This is a genomic window from Comamonas composti DSM 21721, from assembly GCF_000429845.1.
Lineage (GTDB): Bacteria > Pseudomonadota > Gammaproteobacteria > Burkholderiales > Burkholderiaceae_C > Comamonas > Comamonas composti.
The window spans coordinates 42,190-58,273 of the sequence record NZ_AUCQ01000027.1 but is presented as its reverse complement, the minus strand read 5'-3'; the positions used below and the strand labels follow the sequence as shown (position 1 = coordinate 58,273).

Here is a 16,084-nt window from a genome sequence, read left to right as displayed (position 1 = left end):
CATGGCTCATGAAGGGCTGAATGCTACGGTATTTGATGTTTTTGGGTCGGCATGCTCAGCGCTTCTTGTTACCCATGATGCCGCCCAGCACACCGCGCAGGATCTCGCGGCCTAAAGAGTTGCCAACGGTGCGCATGGTGGATTTGGCCATGGTCTGCACCAGTCCGTCATGCTTGCCACCGCGTGGGCCTGTGGTGCCGAACAGCAAGTCCTTGAAGCTGTCCACCATGCTCGATCCCGGGGCTTCCGTTACCCCTGCGGGGGGCACAGCCGAGCCTGCAGGGACTTTTTCTGCGGCACGGTCACGCAAAACCTCGTAGGCGGACTCCCTGTCCACGGCCTGCTCATAGACGCCTGCCACCAGGGACTGGGCCTGCAAGGTCTTGCGTTGAGCCTCGCTGATCGGGCCTATCTGGCTGCCGGGCGGAATCACATAGACGCGCTCGGTCATGCCGGGCCGGCCCTTTTCATCCAGAAAGCTCACCAGGGCCTCGCCCACGGCCAGCTCGGTGATGGCCGCTTCTATGTTGAGGCCTGGCTTGGGCCGCATGGTCGTCGCCGTGGCCTTGACCGCTTTTTGATCTCGCGGTGTGAAGGCACGCAAGGCATGCTGGACGCGATTGCCGAGCTGGGCCAGTATGGTATCTGGCACGTCCATAGGGTTTTGCGTCACAAAAAACACCCCCACACCCTTGGAGCGCACCAGACGCACCACGAGTTCAATGCGCTCCAGCAACACCTTGGGTGCATCGTTGAACAGCAAATGCGCCTCGTCGAAAAAGAACACCAGCTTGGGCTTTTCGGGATCACCGATTTCAGGCAGGCGCTCGAACAGCTCGGACAGCAGCCACAACAGGAAGGTGGAGTACAGGCGTGGTGAGTGCATGAGTTTCTCGGCGGCCAGGATATTGACCACGCCATGGCCGCTGCCATCGGTTTGCATCAGGTCATTGATATCCAGCATGGGCTCGCCAAAGAATTTGTCCCCGCCCTGGGCCTCGATTTGCAACAGCCCGCGTTGTATGGCACCGACGCTGGCGGCACTGATATTGCCGTATTCCGTGGTGAACTGCCTGGCGTTGTCGCCTACGTACTGCAGCATGGCGCGCAAGTCCTTGAGGTCCAGCAGCAAAAGGCCATTGTCATCTGCAATCTTGAACACCAGGTTGAGCACGCCCATCTGCGTGTCGTTGAGGTTGAGCATGCGTCCTATGAGCAAGGGGCCCATGTCCGAGATCGTGGCGCGCACCGGATGGCCTAGCTCTCCGAAAACGTCCCATAGCGTGCTCGGACAGGCCAGGGGCTCGGGAATGGTGATGCCTCGCTCCTGCAACGTGGCAGCCATCTTGGCGCCTGTGCTGCCTGTCTGGCTGATGCCCGAGAGGTCGCCCTTGATATCGGCCATGAACACGGGCACGCCAATCAAGGACAGGCTTTCTGCCATTTTTTGCAATGTCACGGTCTTGCCCGTGCCAGTTGCGCCTGTGATCAAACCATGGCGATTGGCCAGGCCAGGCAGTAGCAGACACTCGGTTTCTGAGTGGCTTGCGATCAGAAGTGGTGATGGCATTTCGGGGTTCCTCGCAGGAAGCTGGTGCGCAAAAGTAGAATCTCGGCTTAAGGTTAAATCAATCTCAAAGGATTCTCTGTGGCAGGACACAGTAAATGGGCCAATATTCAGCACCGCAAAGGTCGTCAGGACGAAAAGCGCGGCAAGGTCTGGACCCGCATCATCCGCGAAATCATGGTCGCCGCGCGAGCCGGTGGCAGTGATCTCAGTGCCAACCCGCGTTTGCGCCTGGCCGTGGACAAGGCCAAGGCCGCCAATATGCCGGCGGACAACATCAAGCGCAACATCGACAAGGCCACGGGCAATCTTGAGGGCGTGACTTACGAGGAAATACGCTACGAGGGCTATGGGATTGGCGGCGCGGCCATCATCGTGGACACCATGACCGACAATCGCGTGCGCACGGTTGCCGAAGTACGTCATGCGTTCAGCAAGTACGGCGGCAACATGGGTACCGAAGGCTCGGTGGCCTTCCAGTTCAAGCACGTGGGCCAGATGGTCTTTGCACCGGGCACCAACGAGGACCAGGTCATGGAAGTGGCCTTGGAAGCCGGTGCCGAGGATGTGATTGCCGACGAGGAGGGTGCGATCGAAGTATTGACGGCCCCAGGTGATTTCGAGGCTGTGCGCGATGCGCTGCAGGCCGCAGGCTTCACGCCCGAGGTGGCCGAGGTCACAATGCGCCCTGAAAATACCATTGCCCTGGAGGGCGATGACGCTGCCCGCATGCAAAAGCTGCTGGACATGATTGAGGATCTGGACGACGTGCAAGACGTCTACCACAACGCTGAACTATGAAAATTCTTGTGATTGGTGGCGGAGGCCGCGAGCACGCCCTGGCTTGGAAACTGGCTGAATCGCCCAAGGCTACCAAGGTGTATGTGGCTCCCGGCAATGGCGGGACGGGCCTGGCCGGCGGGAAACTGGAGAACCTGGACATCACCGAGCCCCGGGCTCTGCGTGAATGGGCCCAGGCCGAGAAAATCGCTGTGACCGTGGTCGGCCCTGAAGCCCCCCTGGCAGCCGGCGTGGTCGATGAGTTTCGCGCCCATGGCCTGCGCATCTTCGGCCCCAGCAAGGCTGCTGCCCAGCTGGAAAGCTCCAAGGCTTTTTCCAAGGACTTCATGGCGCGTCATGGCATTCCTACGGCGCGCTATGCCACGTTCAGCGACCCTGTACAGGCCCATGCCTGCGTGGAGCAGTTCGGCGCGCCCGTGGTCATCAAGGCCGACGGCCTGGCCGCAGGCAAAGGCGTGGTTGTCGCCACCAGTCTGCAGGAGGCCCACGACGCTGTGGATTTCATGCTCGTGGACAACAAATACGGCGTGACCCACAACGAAGGTGGTGCCAGAGTCGTGATCGAGGAATTCCTCGAAGGCGAGGAGGCCAGCTTCATCGTTCTGTGCGATGGCAAGAACGTGCTGGCCCTGGCCACAAGTCAGGACCACAAGCGCTTAAAGGATGGCGACCAGGGGCCGAACACCGGCGGCATGGGTGCTTATTCGCCGGCGCCCGTGGTCACGGCCGACGTGCATGCCCGAGCCATGCGTGAAATCATCCTGCCCACGATTCGCGGCATGGAAAAGGACGGCATCCCCTACACAGGCTTTTTGTATGCGGGCCTGATGATCGATGCCGCAGGCCATCTCAAGACACTGGAATTCAACTGTCGCATGGGTGATCCCGAGACCCAGCCGATTCTGATGCGCTTGAAGAGCGACCTTGTGGATGTAATGCTGGCGGCCACCGACAGCAAGCTCGATCAGGTCGAGCTGCAATGGGACAGGCGCACGGCTTTGGGCGTGGTCATGGCTGCAGCTGGCTACCCCGAGGCTCCGCGCAAGGGGGATGCCATCACAGGCCTTCCTCAGCAACTGGATGACGCCATGGTGTTCCATGCTGGCACCCAATTGCAGGACAGCGTGCCCGTGACCAGCGGCGGACGCGTGCTTTGCGTGACCGTATTGGCCGAGAGCGTGAGGCAGGCTCAGCAAAAGGTCTATGACGTGGCGCGCGGCATCCATTTCGATGGTGCCCAGTACCGCCGCGACATAGGCTACCGCGCCGTCAAGAGCTGACCCCATGAGCGAGCAAATCAAGGGCCTGGCCGTGGCTCAGGTGCGCGACTATCTCATGGGCTTGCAGACGCGCATCACCGATGCGCTGGAGCAGGTCGAAGGCTTGCATGGGGCGCGCTTTCTGAGCGACTCCTGGAGCAAGGGCCCAGAGGAAAAGCTGCAGGGCCAGGGAATCACCAGGATTCTCGAAGGAGGGGCCGTGTTCGAGCGTGCAGGCTGCGGCTTTTCCCATGTGCGCGGGCCTCAGTTGCCACCGTCGGCAACCCAGCACCGGCCCGAACTTGCAGGTGCGCCCTTTGAAGCCATGGGCGTATCTCTGGTCTTTCATCCGCGCAACCCCTATGTGCCCACGGTGCACATGAATGTGCGCATGATCGCTGCCGGTCATGCAGGTCAGGAGCCGACCTGCTGGTTTGGTGGAGGCATGGATCTGACGCCTGTCTATGGCTTTGAGGAAGATGCCCGGCATTTTCACCACGCCTGCCGGGATGCGCTCACGCCTTTTGGCGAGCAGCTCTATCCGCGTTTCAAGACTTGGTGCGACGAGTATTTCTGCCTCAAGCACCGGGGAGAGCAGCGCGGCATTGGGGGCATCTTCTTCGACGACTTCTCTGAACTTGGCCAGGACGGCAGCTTTGCCATGCTGCGCTCGGTGGGAGATGCCTTTCTGGGCGCTTACCTGCCCATCGTCGAAAAGCGCAAAGACCTCGCCTATGGCGAGCAGCAGGTGAATTTCCAGCGCTACCGACGCGGTCGCTATGTGGAGTTCAACCTGGTCTGGGACCGAGGCACGCACTTCGGTCTGCAATCGGGGGGGCGCACTGAGTCCATCTTGCTGTCCATGCCTGCCCATGCAAGCTGGAGCTATCAGCGCGAGGATGCGCCCGGTACACCGGAGCGTGAACTGGTCGAGCAGTTTCTGCGTCCGCGCGACTGGCTTGCAGGGCTCTGACGCACATGCCAAAGCTGTGGCCGGGTCTTGCAAACCGGGCCTTCAAGCGCTAAAGCTATAATTTGCGTAGCTTCATGCACAGACCTGCTCTGTGCATTCCTTCTTCTGCGCAGCATCAAACAGCATGGACTGCAGCCTGGCCTTTAGGCCGAGTCCATGGCGCTGTTATGACAGCCCTCTACGAACCTTGAGGCGCTCGCGCTATATTGACCTCTTTCTTTTTCACATTCGCCTGATGAGCACTTCCATCAAATCAGACTCCGCAGCCAAGCGCGATGTCACCAAGCTGCAGCGCGCCATTGTTGATGGACTCGAGGATGTCAAGGCCCACGACATCCAGGTCTTCAACACTGAAGCGCTGTCGCCCTTGTTCGAGCGTGTGATCATTGCTTCGGGCACCTCCAACCGCCAGACCAAGGCTTTGGCCTCCAGTGTGCGTGAGGCCGTGAAGAAAGCCGGCTTTCCCGTACCCCGCCAGGAGGGCGAAGAAAACGGCGAATGGATCATCGTGGACTGCGGCCAAGCCGTGGCCCACATCATGCAGCCTGCGATACGCCAGTACTACCGACTCGAGGAAATCTGGGGCGAGACGCCCGTGCGCCTCAAGCTCGGAGCAGCCAAGCCTGTAAAGCCCGTCAAGGCAGATGTTGCAGGCGACAAGCCGGCGAAGGCGAAGAGCGCCGCCAGAAAAAGGCCAACGGCAGGCGCCGAGGCGGCAAAGCCCGTCAGGGCAGCGAAGCCTGTCGCCAAGACGGTGAAAGCACCTGCGAAAAAGGCGGCTGCAGGCACGGCAGCCAAGCCCGCCGCCAAGAAAAGCGCCACGGCCAAGCCTGTGAAGACCGTGGTCGTCAACGGCCCGGCAAAGACCAAGAACGCGGCGACAAAGACTGCCGGCAAGACCGCAGCCAAACCTGCAGCCAAGCGCAAGGCCTGATGTGGTGCTGAGGCTCGCATGAAGCTTCTCATCGTGGCCGTGGGTCTGCATGTACCCGATTGGGCGCAGACGGCTTATGACGACTACGGCAAGCGCTTTCCGCCCGAGCTCAAGGTCGAGCTCAAGCCCGTGAAGACCGAGCCGCGCGGCTCCAAGACCGTGGAGACCTTGTATGCAGCCGAGCGCAAACGCATTGAAGCGGCCATTCCGCGTGGTTACCGCATCGTGGTGCTTGATGAGCGTGGCACCAACCTGACGACCAAGGCCCTGGCCCAGAGGCTCAAGGGCTGGCAGCTCGAAGGTGATGACGTAGCTCTGGTCATAGGCGGGCCCGATGGGCTGGATCCGGAATTCAAGGCTTCGGCCCATGAGCGCATTCGCTTGTCGGATCTGACCTTGCCCCACGCCATGGTGCGCGTGTTGCTCATAGAGCAGCTGTACCGCGCCTGGTCCGTCAATGCCGGCCACCCCTATCATCGCGAGTAGCTCTGCGCTACTGTTTTCATAGCTGCTAGCGCTTTCTGGTAAAGGGCTGGAGGCATATTTTCATTGAATCATCATGGCGGCCTTTATCTATCTTGCCTCGCAAAGTCCGCGCCGGCGCCAACTGCTGGAGCAACTGGGCGTGCGCCATGAGTTGCTGCTGCCCAATGCCCCGGGAGATCAGGCCGAGGACGCAGAAGCCCTGGAGGCCGTGCTGCCCGGCGAGGCGCCCGAGGCCTATGTGCAGCGCGTCACAGGCCTGAAGCTGGATGCCGCCGTGGCCCGCCATGGGCGCCGCAGCCTGGAGGCCGCTCCCATTCTCTGCTCGGATACCACGGTGGCCTTGGGCTCCAGAATCTATGGCAAGCCCGATGATGCCGAGCATGCGAAGTGCATGCTGGCCGAGCTCAGCGGGCAAGAGCACCAGGTGCTTACGGCGGTGGCCTTGCAGGACGGAGGCCAGCGCTGGACAGCGCTCTCGGTATCGTGTGTGCGCTTTGCGCCCATGAGTGAGGCGCAGATAGCCTCCTATGTGTCCAGCGGCGAGCCCATGGGCAAGGCAGGAGCCTATGGCATACAGGGGCCGGCAGCTCAGTATGTATCCCATTTGAGCGGCAGTTATACGGGCATCATGGGGTTGCCACTGTTCGAGACGGCCCAGTTGTTGCGTGTGGCCGGCATGCTGCCCGATTGACGGGCTGTGCGAGTCTGACCAGACGCCTCCCGATCCCACACAGATCGGCCTCTGACTCTTGCCCTGTTCCGCCTGCTGGGCCCCTGGGTTTCAGGCATGATGGTCCTCTCATTTCTCAAAGCCCCATGCAACAAGACATTCTCATCAACTGGTCGCCCCAGGAAACGCGCGTCGCCATCATCGAAGGCGGGTCTGTGCAGGAGCTGCATATGGAGCGCCCCCTGGAGCGCGGCCTGGTCGGCAACATCTATCTGGGCAAGGTTTCGCGTGTGCTGCCCGGAATGCAGTCGGCCTTCATCGACATAGGTCTTGAGCGTGCCGCCTTTTTGCACGTGGCTGATGTCTGGCAGCGTCAGGAGGGTGGAGAAGCCCCCATGTTTGCGCGCAAGGACACGCCGCCCGTACCCATAGAAAAACAGGTGTTCGAAGGCCAGACCATCATGGTCCAGGTGATCAAGGATCCCATAGGCACCAAGGGGGCACGCCTGTCCACGCAAATCTCCATTGCAGGGCGGCTGCTGGTGTTCTTGCCTCAGGACGACCACATCGGCATCTCCCAGAAGATTCCGCAGGGCGAGCGCGATGCGCTACGCGAGCGCCTGCAAGCCCTGGTCGGCACCAAAGAGGCGGGCGGCGGCGGTGGCTTCATCTTGCGCACCAACGGCGAGGACTCCAGCGATGCCGAACTCGCCGACGATATCGCCTACCTGCGCAAGACCTGGGGCCGCATTCGTGAATCCTCTCTGCGTCTGCCTCCCATGTCTTTGCTGCACCAGGACCTGAATCTGCTGCAGCGTGTGCTGCGCGATCTCGTGGGAGAGCACACGCAAAGCATCCGCATCGACTCCCAGGAGCAATTTGCACTGCTAAAGACCTTTGGTCAGGAATACATGCCTGCAGCCGTGCCCAAGTTGCAGTTGTACAAGGGGGAGCGTCCGATCTTCGACTTGTATGCCGTGGACGAGGAAATCGTGCGCGCCCTGGGACGGCGCGTGGACCTCAAGTCCGGTGGCTACCTGATCGTGGACCAGACTGAGGCCTTGACCACCATTGATGTCAATACCGGCGGCTACGTGGGGGCGCGCAACTTCGACGACACCATCTTCAAGACCAACCTGGAAGCTGCGCAGCAGATCGCGCGCCAGCTGCGTCTGCGCAATCTCGGCGGCATCATCATCGTGGACTTCATCGATATGGTCCGCGACGATCACCAAGGCGAAGTTCTGTCCGAGTTCAAGCGCCAGTTGTCACGTGATCGTGTCAAGACCATGGCAGGAGGCTTTTCCCAGCTGGGCCTGGTGGAGATGACGCGCAAGCGCACGCGCGAGTCTCTGGCCCATATGCTGTGCGAGCCATGCCCCGCCTGCGAAGGCAAGGGGCATGTCAAGACTGTGCGCAGCATCTGCTATGAGGTATTGCGCGAAATACTGCGGGAAGCCCGCCAGTTCAACCCCCGCGAATTCCGCGTCGTGGCCTCGACCATGGTGATCGAGATGTTTCTGGACGAAGAAAGCCAGCATCTGGCCGGCTTGTCCGACTTCATCGGCAAGCCCATTTCCTTGCAGACAGAAGCTACCATGGGGCAGGAGCAATACGACATCGTGCTGCTCTAAATCATGTACGCCTTGGCTTTGCAAGCGCACATCTGAAACTCTTCTTGGCACCAAGTCCCAACTGCTGTACGGGGTTCGGCTGCACGAGCTACTTCTCTTGAGCAAATCACGGACTTGCCGAATGCACTCACTCAGGGCAGTTCATACGGCTGCTGCACCAAAGAGAGCGTTTTTACGACCTCCCTGATGCCTTGGCTGAATCGCATATAAACAATCTATCTTCTAAATAATTTTCATTAAACAATGAAAGTTAACTGGCAAATATTTTAAAAATCAACAATATTGATTCGAGTTAATCATATTTCTTGTTGTTTTTAACAAATAAAATCGCTTGGTTTTTTTACGTTATATTGATTTGGCGTTAGCATCCTGTTGCTGTAAAGAAGCTCTCTCCATGCAAAGATCTTCATGTGATAGCGCATTTTCAGGCAAATTCTTCTATCGAAAAGTCAGGCGAGGCCTATGAACCGCTGCTTGGCAATGACGGAACTATTCCCGGCTGAAAGGGATTGGACAGCCCAAGTTGGTAGATTTTTGCTGTTATGAGTTTTTCATTGTGGCGGCACAGATACTTTCTGCAATCATGGACTTGGCACATTTTCCCGAAATGGCTCGAGATAATTTATGAGAAAAAAGGACTATGCCACGGGGTTGATGCTTGAGCGTGTGCATCACATTGCCATTGTCTGCAGCGATTACCAAGCTTCCAGGAATTTCTACACTCAGGTCCTGGGGTTGCATGTGCTCGGCGAGGTTTACCGAGCTGAGCGAGGCTCGTTCAAGCTCAACTTGGGCTTGGCTAATGGGGGGCAGATCGAGCTGTTCAGCTTTCCTGATCCGCCGCCGCGAGCCTCCTTTCCCGAGGCCTGTGGCTTGCGCCATCTCGCATTTGCTGTGACGAATCTGGAAGCATCCAGAGAATGGCTGGAGTTGCAGCAAGTGAAGGCGGAGGAAATCAGAGTGGATCCTGAGACAGGGCTGCGTTATATGTTCTTTTTCGACCCCGATGGTTTGCCGCTGGAACTGTATGAAGAGCCCCGAGGCCCAGGGCTGTCGCTGCCAGACCCCTGAGAACGTGTTTACGATCTCTACGCTGCCGCGTTGGAACGCAATCGGGATGAGTTCAAAGCGATGGGCCGCAGCTTGGCCGGGGTGCAAGCAAGGGCCAGTGCGAAGAAATCGCCCGATTTCGCTCCAACCCTTCGGGCCAGTGCCTTTGCGAGCGGTCTACCGCGTTGCGAATCCTCGCAATAGCATGCTATTGCTGCGGTATCGCGCCTTGTATCCCATCCCGCACAGACACTGGCGCGGCACCGAGGAGATCGTAAACACGTTCTGAGGCCGTCGTGTCTTGATACCTATGCAGCCATGGCTCTTTTTGCGACTGCATTGAAGCGCCGGCTGTCTGGCCGGACTTTGACGGTATGCGCGTGTCCGGGGTGAAGCTTCAGGCCCTCCACCAAGCGTCTTTGTTGATTGGGAGCTGGCTGTTGGTCCTCGGTCTTTTGATGTGAAATTGCCAAGTTGAATTTATGAGCTTTGATCTGGTTTTGTTTGGTGGTACCGGTGATCTGGCCTGGCGCAAGCTGCTGCCTGGATTGTTCCAGGCCTTTCGTCACGGCAGCCTGCCCTCAGGGGGGCGCATCATAGGCGTGGCCCGTGATGATCTGGATGATCACGGTTACCGTGAATTCATACGCCAGCGCCTTGCGAAGACAGGTGGTGAAAAAAGCCCGCAGGCGCATGAGTTCGAGCGCTTTGCGACCTTGCTGCACTTTGTGCGCATGGACCTCTCCAAGCCTGAAGACTATGCGCAGCTTGCCCAGGTACTGCAGTCAAGAGGTGCGGAGACCGTGGTGATGTATCTGGCCACGGCTCCCGGGCTTTTCACCACGGTGTGCGAACAACTGGCGGCTTCGGGCCTGGCGACGCCATCGACGCGTATCGTCCTCGAAAAGCCTCTAGGCCATGATCTGAATTCCAATCGCGCCATCAATGCGGTGGTACGCCGCTTTTTTGATGAGTCCCAGGTCTTTCGCATAGATCACTACTTGGGCAAGCCCTCGGTACAGAACCTGTTTGCCCTGCGGTTTGGCAATGCATTGTTCGAGCCCCTGTGGCGACGCGAGCACATCGCCAACATTCAGATCACGATTGCCGAGGATCTGGGTGTGGAACAGCGTGGCGCTTTCTATGACGGTACCGGGGCCTTGCGCGACATGGTGCAAAACCATGCATTGCAGTTGCTGTGTGCCATGGCCATGGAGCCGCCCATCAATGCCTCGGCTGCGGCTATTCGTGACGAAAAGCTCAAGGCCTTGCGCTGTCTGCAGCCCTGGACAGCCCAGACCCTGGCTCAGCATGCGGTATGCGGCCAGTACACGGCGGGCAGCATAGCCGGGCAGCATGTTCCGGCCTATCGCGAGGAAGCGGGAGTACCAGCCCACAGCCAGACCGAGACTTTTGCAGCCTTGCGTGTGGAGATCGGCAACTGGCGCTGGGCCGGGGTACCGTTTTACATACGCACGGGCAAGCGCATGGCGGCGCGGGAAGCCAACATCGTGGTGAACTTTCGGCCCAGCCCTCACCCCATATTGAGAACGCCGGACGGTGGCAGCAACAAGCTGGTGATCAAGCTCCAGCCCCAGGATGGATTGGAGTTGCATTTATTGGCCGAGGACAAGGCCTCGCGCAACGCGCCGCGCGAGCATGGGGTTCAGACACTGGCTCCGGCCCATCTGGATCTGGATTTTGACAAGCGCTTTGGCTCCGAGCGTGTGGGCGCCTATGAAGGCCTGCTTCTGGACGCGATAGCGGGCCGCCTCAACCTGTTTGTGCGCAGCGATGAGCAGGAGGAGGCCTGGCGCTGGGTGCAGCCTCTGCTGGATTACTGGAGCGCTGATGGCAGGGGGCCACATTTTTATCCTGCCGGAACCTGGGGGCCGGAGGCGGCCAGCGTCATGCTGGCGCGCGATGGTTTTGCCTGGGAACACAGCTTTGGCAAGGCAAAGGAAAAGCTCGCATGAAAGACTCCTACCCCCGTATCGTGGCCGACATAGGCGGTACGAATGCGCGCTTTGGCTGGCTGGGCAGTCAGCATGCGGCCATGCAGCATGTGCGTACGCTGGAGTGTGAGCAGCATGCAGGCGTGGCCCAGGCTGTACAGGCCTATTTGAGCAGGGCGGGACTGCCCCGGCCGGTTGCCATGGCCATGGGCGTGGCAACGCCGGTCACCTCCGATCTGGTCAAGCTGACCAACCGTCCCAGCTGGAGCTTTTCGCAGACAGGATTGAGGGAGCAGATGGAGCTCGATCATCTCCTGGTCTTGAATGACTTCACTGCGCTCGCGCTCTCCATTCCAGATCTGCCACCGCATGAGCTGCATGCGATAGGCGGGGGCAGGGCAGTCCAGGGACAGGCGGTGGCGCTCATAGGTCCGGGAACCGGGCTTGGCGTCTCTGGCCTGCTGCCCTGCGGCCCGAGCTGGTTGCCGGTGTGCGGTGAGGGGGGCCATGTGACGCTGTCGCCAACCACGCCAAGAGAGGCGGCCGTGGTGCAGGCTCTGCAGCAGCGCTTTGGTCATGCCTCCGGGGAAAGAGCGCTCAGCGGCAACGGCCTGGTCTGGATGTATGAGGCACTTTGCGCTCTCGACGGTCAGGCCCCCGAGCCGCTGGATGCGGGAGAGGTCTGCACGCGCGGGCTGGCCGGCGATGCGCTGTGCGCTCAGACGCTGACCATGTTTTGCGCACTGCTGGGCAATCTGGCCGGAAATCTGGCCTTGACCCTGGGAGCGCGCTCCGGGGTTTACATCGGCGGCGGCATTGTGCCGCGCATGCTGGACTTCTTCGAGTGCTCCCCATTTCGCGAGCGTTTTGAGCAAAAAGGCCGCATGGGAAACTATCTGGCCGAGGTGCCGACCTGGGTCATCTGCTCGCCCGTCTCACCCGCACTCGCGGGCGCGGCCCGGGCCTTGGATCAATCGCTGTTGCAGGCTGGCATGGCGAATACACGGGGAATGGAGTGCTGATGTCTGAAAGTACGCTCTCAATGGATTGGCAGCCCTTGGCGGCTCCTGCTGCAGCCTTGGGGGAGTCGCCTTTTTGGCACGCAGAGCAGAGAAAGCTCTATTGGGTTGACATCGTGGGCCGCCGGATCAACCGATGCAATGAAAATGGGCAAGACCTGGAGTCCATGGACCTGCATGCCGAGCCCGGCTGTATCGCTCCTGTGCGTGGCGGCGGCCTGGTGATTGCCATGCGCGACGGGGTTTACCGCCTGCGCGAATGGGCAGGGCCGGTGCAGCGCATTGCCGTACTGCCCTACGATCCTGCAACGACCCGTGCCAACGACGGCAAATGCGATGCCCTGGGGCGCTTCTGGGTGGGCACGGTCTATGAGCCACGCGATGCCAGACTGGCCGCGCTCTACAGCCTGGATGCGCGAGCAGATGCCGCGCCCGATATTCGTGAACAGGCGGGGCAGGCCTTGACTGGGAACGGCCTGACCTGGTCGCCCGATGGAAAGACCTTGTACTGGGCCGACACCCCCAGCCATTGCATTTACGCCTGGGACTTCAATGTGGACGCTGCCGTGCTCAGCCGGCAGCGCGTTTTCATGCGCTTCGACCCCAAGCCGCACGGCTGGCTGCCCGGCGACGCAGGCTACGGGGGCCGCCCCGATGGTGCAGTGGTGGACAGCGAAGGCCATCTATGGGTTGCGATGTACGAAGGCGCACGCGTGCTGCGCATCTCCCCCGAAGGCCGTGTCGTGCAAAGCTATCCCACGCCGGTACGCTGCCCCACCATGCCTGCTTTCGGAGGGGCTGACGGTCGGACGCTGTTTCTCACCTCGGCCTCCCATGGGCGCAGCGCACAGGAGATTGCACAGCTGCCGCTGTCGGGCAAAGTGCTGGCGCTCAGGGTCGATGCCCGGGGATTGGCCGTCAACGACTTCGACCCAGGGGCTTGAAACCGGGCTTGAGCTGAATCAGGGATGGTCGCCTAAGCGACCCTGACTTGGTGGCTTCCCCGATGCCCGGACCTGACTTGCGGTCTAGGCTTCGCAGGTTCAAATCAGGTTTTTCCCTATGCGCCCTCATTACCAATTCTGGCCCAGCCGCCTTCCGCACTCGATTACGGTTCCCGAAACCAGCGTCTGGCAAAATCTTGCCGTCAACGCCGCGCGCTATCCGCGCAAGACGGCCGTTCGCTACTTTGGCCGCGATACCAGTTATCGCGAGCTCTGCGAGGGCAGCGAAAGGCTGGCCGCCTATCTGCACGGTCTGGGGGTTGAGCGCGGCGATCGCGTGATCCTGCTCATGCAGAACACGACCCAGCTGATACTCGCGCATTACGCCATCCTGCGGGCCAATGCCGTGGTCGTGCCCGTCAACCCCATGAACACGGCCGCCGAGCTGTCTCACTACATCAGCGATTCGGGAGCCAAGCTGGCCATCACCACCGCCGATCTTGCCGGCGAACTGGCCAAGGCCAGCAACGGCTTGCCTGCACAGGATCGGCTCGCCCATATGCTGGTCAGCCAGTTCACGGATGCGTTCGATGCCAACATCGAAGGGCCTGAAGCGCCCCCAGAGCAATGGCGCGACTGGCTTCTGACCCAGCGCCCCCTGCCGCAGCTTGACGACGGTCAGATCCATGAATGGCAGCAGGCCCTTGCCTGTACGAACCAGCCTCCCGAGCATGTGGTGGGGCGCGACGATCTGGCCGTGTTGCCATATACCAGCGGCACCACAGGGCTGCCCAAGGGGTGCATGCATTTGCACCGCTCGGTCAACCACAATGCACTGGCCGGGGCCTACTGGGGCTCGGGCACCAGCGACAACGTGGTGCTGGCGGTGGTTCCCATGTTCCACATCACGGGCATGGTCTCCATGCTCTACAGCTCGATCTACCTGGGTGCGACCCTGGTGCTGATGCCGCGCTGGGACAGGGAGCTTGCGGGTCGCCTGATCTCCATGCACAAGGTCACGAGCTGGACGAATATCCCCACCATGGTCATCGACCTCATGGGCAGTCCCAACTTCGCCCAGTTTGACCTGAGCAGCCTCAAATACATTGGTGGTGGCGGCGCCGCCATGCCCCAGGCCGTGGCCCAGCGCCTGCTGGACCAATATGGGCTGCGCTACTGCGAGGGCTACGGTCTGACCGAGACCTCGGCGCCCTCGCACAGCAATCCTCCCGATCATCCCAAGCAGCAATGCCTGGGTATTCCGTTCATGAGCGTGGATGCGCGCATCATCGACCCCGATACCGGAGCCGAGCTGTCGGTTGGAGAGCAGGGCGAGATCGCGGTCCACGGCCCCCAGGTATTCGAAGGTTACTGGAAGAACCCGCAGGCCACGGCCCAGTCCTTCATGGAAATCGACGGCAAGTCCTTCTTCCGCACGGGCGATCTGGGGCATATGGACGAAGACGGCTACTTCTTCATTACCGACCGCCTCAAGCGCATGATCAATGCCAGCGGCTTCAAGGTCTGGCCGGCCGAGGTGGAGTCGCTGATGTTCCGCCACCCTGCGATTCAGGAGGCCTGCGTGATCTCCATGCGCGATGCCTATCGCGGGGAGTCGGTCAAGGCCGTGGTCGTGCTGCGCGCAGGCCATGAAGCCACGACTCCCGAGGAAATCATTGCCTGGTGCCGCGAGAACATGGCGGTCTACAAGACCCCGCGTGCCGTCGAGATCGTCAAGGCTCTGCCCAAGAGTGGCAGCGGCAAGGTGATGTGGCGCTTGTTGCAAGAAGCGCAAGCTTGAAAGGCTTGCTGCGCCGCGCCTCGCTTGATGCCTGTGGTGCCGGCGCTAGATCCAGCGCCGGCCTTCGGCCCAGGCCTGCAAGGCCTGAGCCGTGATCAGCAGCACTTGCTCATCGCCTGAACTCGTGTCCAGCCAGAAGACCGGCAGATCGGGAAAGGCCGCTTCGAAGAAGGCTTTTTCATTGCCGATCTCCAGTACCAGTACGGCCTGCGGGCTCATGCGCGCGGGCAGGTCCTTGAGCAGGGCACGCACAAAGTCCATGCCATCCGTGCCACCGGCCAGAGCCAGCTCGGGCTCGGCGCGGTATTCGGCAGGCAGTCCGCTCATGCTCTGGGCATTCACATAGGGCGGATTGCACAGCACCAGGTCCCAGGGGCCGGGCAGGGCCTGCATGCCGTCGGACTCGACAAGACGCACGCGCTCCTTCAGAGCATGGCGCTCCACATTGATGTGGGCCACGGCCAGGGCATCAGGCGAGATGTCGGCACCTGTGACGCAGACCTCGGGCCAGGCCATGGCGGCCAGCACGGCCAGACTTCCATTGCCCGTGCACAGATCCAGCACTTCGCACGTCTGGTCCGAGAGCCAGCCGTCTATGGAGCCGTCGGCCAGTAGTTCGGCAATGAAGCTGCGCGGAACAATGGCCCGCTCGTCCACGTAAAAGGCCACGCCTTGCAGCCAGGCCTCGTGCGTCAGATAGGCAGCGGGTTTGCGGCTGCGGATGCGCTCTTCAAAAAGAGTAGCAACCAGCGCTTGCTGGTCATGTGCTACAGCCTGATTTGCTATGGATTCTGAAGTGCCGGGATCAAGCTCGCTGTCCAGCGGCAGGCCCAGGCGCCACAGCACCAGCCAGGCGGCTTCGTCCTCGGCCGTGGCCGTGCCATGACCAAAGGCCACACCGGCGGCGGTGAGCGCGGCCGCGCCCGAGGCGATCAGGGCCGAGACGGTATCGCCGCTGACGGCAGGGAGGTTGGAGGTGGATGACATGGGT

At 60.7% G+C, this 16,084-nt stretch carries 14 protein-coding genes; 12 read left to right on the top strand and 2 right to left on the bottom strand.

The features are described 5' to 3' along the window. Positions 1-55 precede the first annotated feature (55 nt). Complete coding sequence (locus G486_RS0113440; RefSeq protein ID WP_027016005.1) at positions 56-1,570, bottom strand: helicase HerA-like domain-containing protein; 1,515 nt, start codon at positions 1,568-1,570, stop codon at positions 56-58. Between the two features lie 78 nt (positions 1,571-1,648). Between G486_RS0113440 and G486_RS0113435 the strand changes: the two genes are divergently transcribed. The 12 genes from G486_RS0113435 (at position 1,649) to G486_RS0113375 (ending at position 15,093) form a co-directional block, all read left to right on the top strand. After that, positions 1,649-2,368 (top strand): YebC/PmpR family DNA-binding transcriptional regulator, encoded by a 720-nt coding sequence (locus tag G486_RS0113435; protein WP_027016004.1) that lies wholly within the window; start codon positions 1,649-1,651, stop codon positions 2,366-2,368. Beyond that, a complete protein-coding gene (gene purD / locus G486_RS0113430; protein WP_027016003.1) occupies positions 2,365-3,648 on the top strand; it encodes a phosphoribosylamine--glycine ligase in 1,284 nt (427 codons plus the stop codon). The genes G486_RS0113435 and purD overlap by 4 nt, the downstream gene beginning before the upstream one ends. 4 nt (positions 3,649-3,652) lie before the next feature. After that, the gene (gene hemF / locus G486_RS0113425) at positions 3,653-4,600 is read left to right on the top strand and encodes an oxygen-dependent coproporphyrinogen oxidase (RefSeq protein ID WP_027016002.1); all 948 of its coding nucleotides are present in this window, start codon (positions 3,653-3,655) and stop codon (positions 4,598-4,600) included. Positions 4,601-4,835: 235 nt separating this feature from the next. After that, entirely contained in the window at positions 4,836-5,534 is a 699-nt protein-coding gene (gene rsfS / locus G486_RS0113420) for a ribosome silencing factor (protein ID WP_027016001.1), read from the top strand. An 18-nt stretch (positions 5,535-5,552) separates the two neighbouring features. Continuing rightward, the gene (gene rlmH, locus G486_RS0113415) at positions 5,553-6,020 is read left to right on the top strand and encodes a 23S rRNA (pseudouridine(1915)-N(3))-methyltransferase RlmH (protein WP_027016000.1); all 468 of its coding nucleotides are present in this window, start codon (positions 5,553-5,555) and stop codon (positions 6,018-6,020) included. Positions 6,021-6,093: 73 nt separating this feature from the next. Then, positions 6,094-6,711 (top strand): Maf family protein, encoded by a 618-nt coding sequence (locus tag G486_RS0113410; protein ID WP_027015999.1) that lies wholly within the window; start codon positions 6,094-6,096, stop codon positions 6,709-6,711. Between the two features lie 125 nt (positions 6,712-6,836). Continuing rightward, a complete protein-coding gene (rng, locus tag G486_RS0113405; protein ID WP_027015998.1) occupies positions 6,837-8,324 on the top strand; it encodes a ribonuclease G in 1,488 nt (495 codons plus the stop codon). 624 nt (positions 8,325-8,948) lie between these two features. Then, positions 8,949-9,395, top strand: coding sequence for an SMU1112c/YaeR family gloxylase I-like metalloprotein (gloA2, locus tag G486_RS0113400; RefSeq protein WP_245587322.1), 447 nt, complete (start codon positions 8,949-8,951; stop codon positions 9,393-9,395). Between the two features lie 461 nt (positions 9,396-9,856). Then, positions 9,857-11,350 (top strand): glucose-6-phosphate dehydrogenase, encoded by a 1,494-nt coding sequence (gene zwf / locus G486_RS0113390; protein ID WP_027015996.1) that lies wholly within the window; start codon positions 9,857-9,859, stop codon positions 11,348-11,350. Further along, complete coding sequence (locus G486_RS0113385; RefSeq protein WP_027015995.1) at positions 11,347-12,351, top strand: glucokinase; 1,005 nt, start codon at positions 11,347-11,349, stop codon at positions 12,349-12,351. Before zwf ends, G486_RS0113385 begins: the two co-directional genes overlap by 4 nt. Further along, positions 12,351-13,292, top strand: coding sequence for an SMP-30/gluconolactonase/LRE family protein (locus G486_RS0113380; RefSeq protein WP_342667342.1), 942 nt, complete (start codon positions 12,351-12,353; stop codon positions 13,290-13,292). The genes G486_RS0113385 and G486_RS0113380 overlap by 1 nt, the downstream gene beginning before the upstream one ends. Before the next feature lie 118 nt (positions 13,293-13,410). After that, on the top strand, positions 13,411-15,093 hold the full coding sequence (locus tag G486_RS0113375; protein ID WP_027015993.1) for a long-chain fatty acid--CoA ligase: 1,683 nt from the start codon (positions 13,411-13,413) through the stop codon (positions 15,091-15,093). A gap of 45 nt (positions 15,094-15,138) precedes the next feature. On the opposite strand, the gene prmB is transcribed toward G486_RS0113375, so the two are convergent. Further along, positions 15,139-16,080 (bottom strand): 50S ribosomal protein L3 N(5)-glutamine methyltransferase, encoded by a 942-nt coding sequence (gene prmB / locus G486_RS0113370; RefSeq protein WP_027015992.1) that lies wholly within the window; start codon positions 16,078-16,080, stop codon positions 15,139-15,141. Positions 16,081-16,084 lie beyond the last annotated feature (4 nt).

Excerpts from the sequence above, each read along its gene's own strand:
- zwf (WP_027015996.1), top strand. The coding sequence starts at position 9,857 with ATGAGCTTTGATCTGGTTTTGTTTGGTGGTACCGGTGATCTGGCCTGG.
- G486_RS0113385 (WP_027015995.1), top strand. The coding sequence starts at position 11,347 with ATGAAAGACTCCTACCCCCGTATCGTGGCCGACATAGGCGGTACGAAT.
- gloA2 (WP_245587322.1), top strand. The coding sequence starts at position 8,949 with ATGAGAAAAAAGGACTATGCCACGGGGTTGATGCTTGAGCGTGTGCAT.
- hemF (WP_027016002.1), top strand. The coding sequence starts at position 3,653 with ATGAGCGAGCAAATCAAGGGCCTGGCCGTGGCTCAGGTGCGCGACTAT.
- G486_RS0113410 (WP_027015999.1), top strand. The coding sequence starts at position 6,094 with ATGGCGGCCTTTATCTATCTTGCCTCGCAAAGTCCGCGCCGGCGCCAA.
- rlmH (WP_027016000.1), top strand. The coding sequence starts at position 5,553 with ATGAAGCTTCTCATCGTGGCCGTGGGTCTGCATGTACCCGATTGGGCG.
- G486_RS0113375 (WP_027015993.1), top strand. The coding sequence starts at position 13,411 with ATGCGCCCTCATTACCAATTCTGGCCCAGCCGCCTTCCGCACTCGATT.
- rsfS (WP_027016001.1), top strand. The coding sequence starts at position 4,836 with ATGAGCACTTCCATCAAATCAGACTCCGCAGCCAAGCGCGATGTCACC.
- rng (WP_027015998.1), top strand. The coding sequence starts at position 6,837 with ATGCAACAAGACATTCTCATCAACTGGTCGCCCCAGGAAACGCGCGTC.
- prmB (WP_027015992.1), bottom strand. The coding sequence starts at position 16,080 with ATGTCATCCACCTCCAACCTCCCTGCCGTCAGCGGCGATACCGTCTCG.
- G486_RS0113380 (WP_342667342.1), top strand. The coding sequence starts at position 12,351 with ATGTCTGAAAGTACGCTCTCAATGGATTGGCAGCCCTTGGCGGCTCCT.
- G486_RS0113440 (WP_027016005.1), bottom strand. The coding sequence starts at position 1,570 with ATGCCATCACCACTTCTGATCGCAAGCCACTCAGAAACCGAGTGTCTG.
- purD (WP_027016003.1), top strand. The coding sequence starts at position 2,365 with ATGAAAATTCTTGTGATTGGTGGCGGAGGCCGCGAGCACGCCCTGGCT.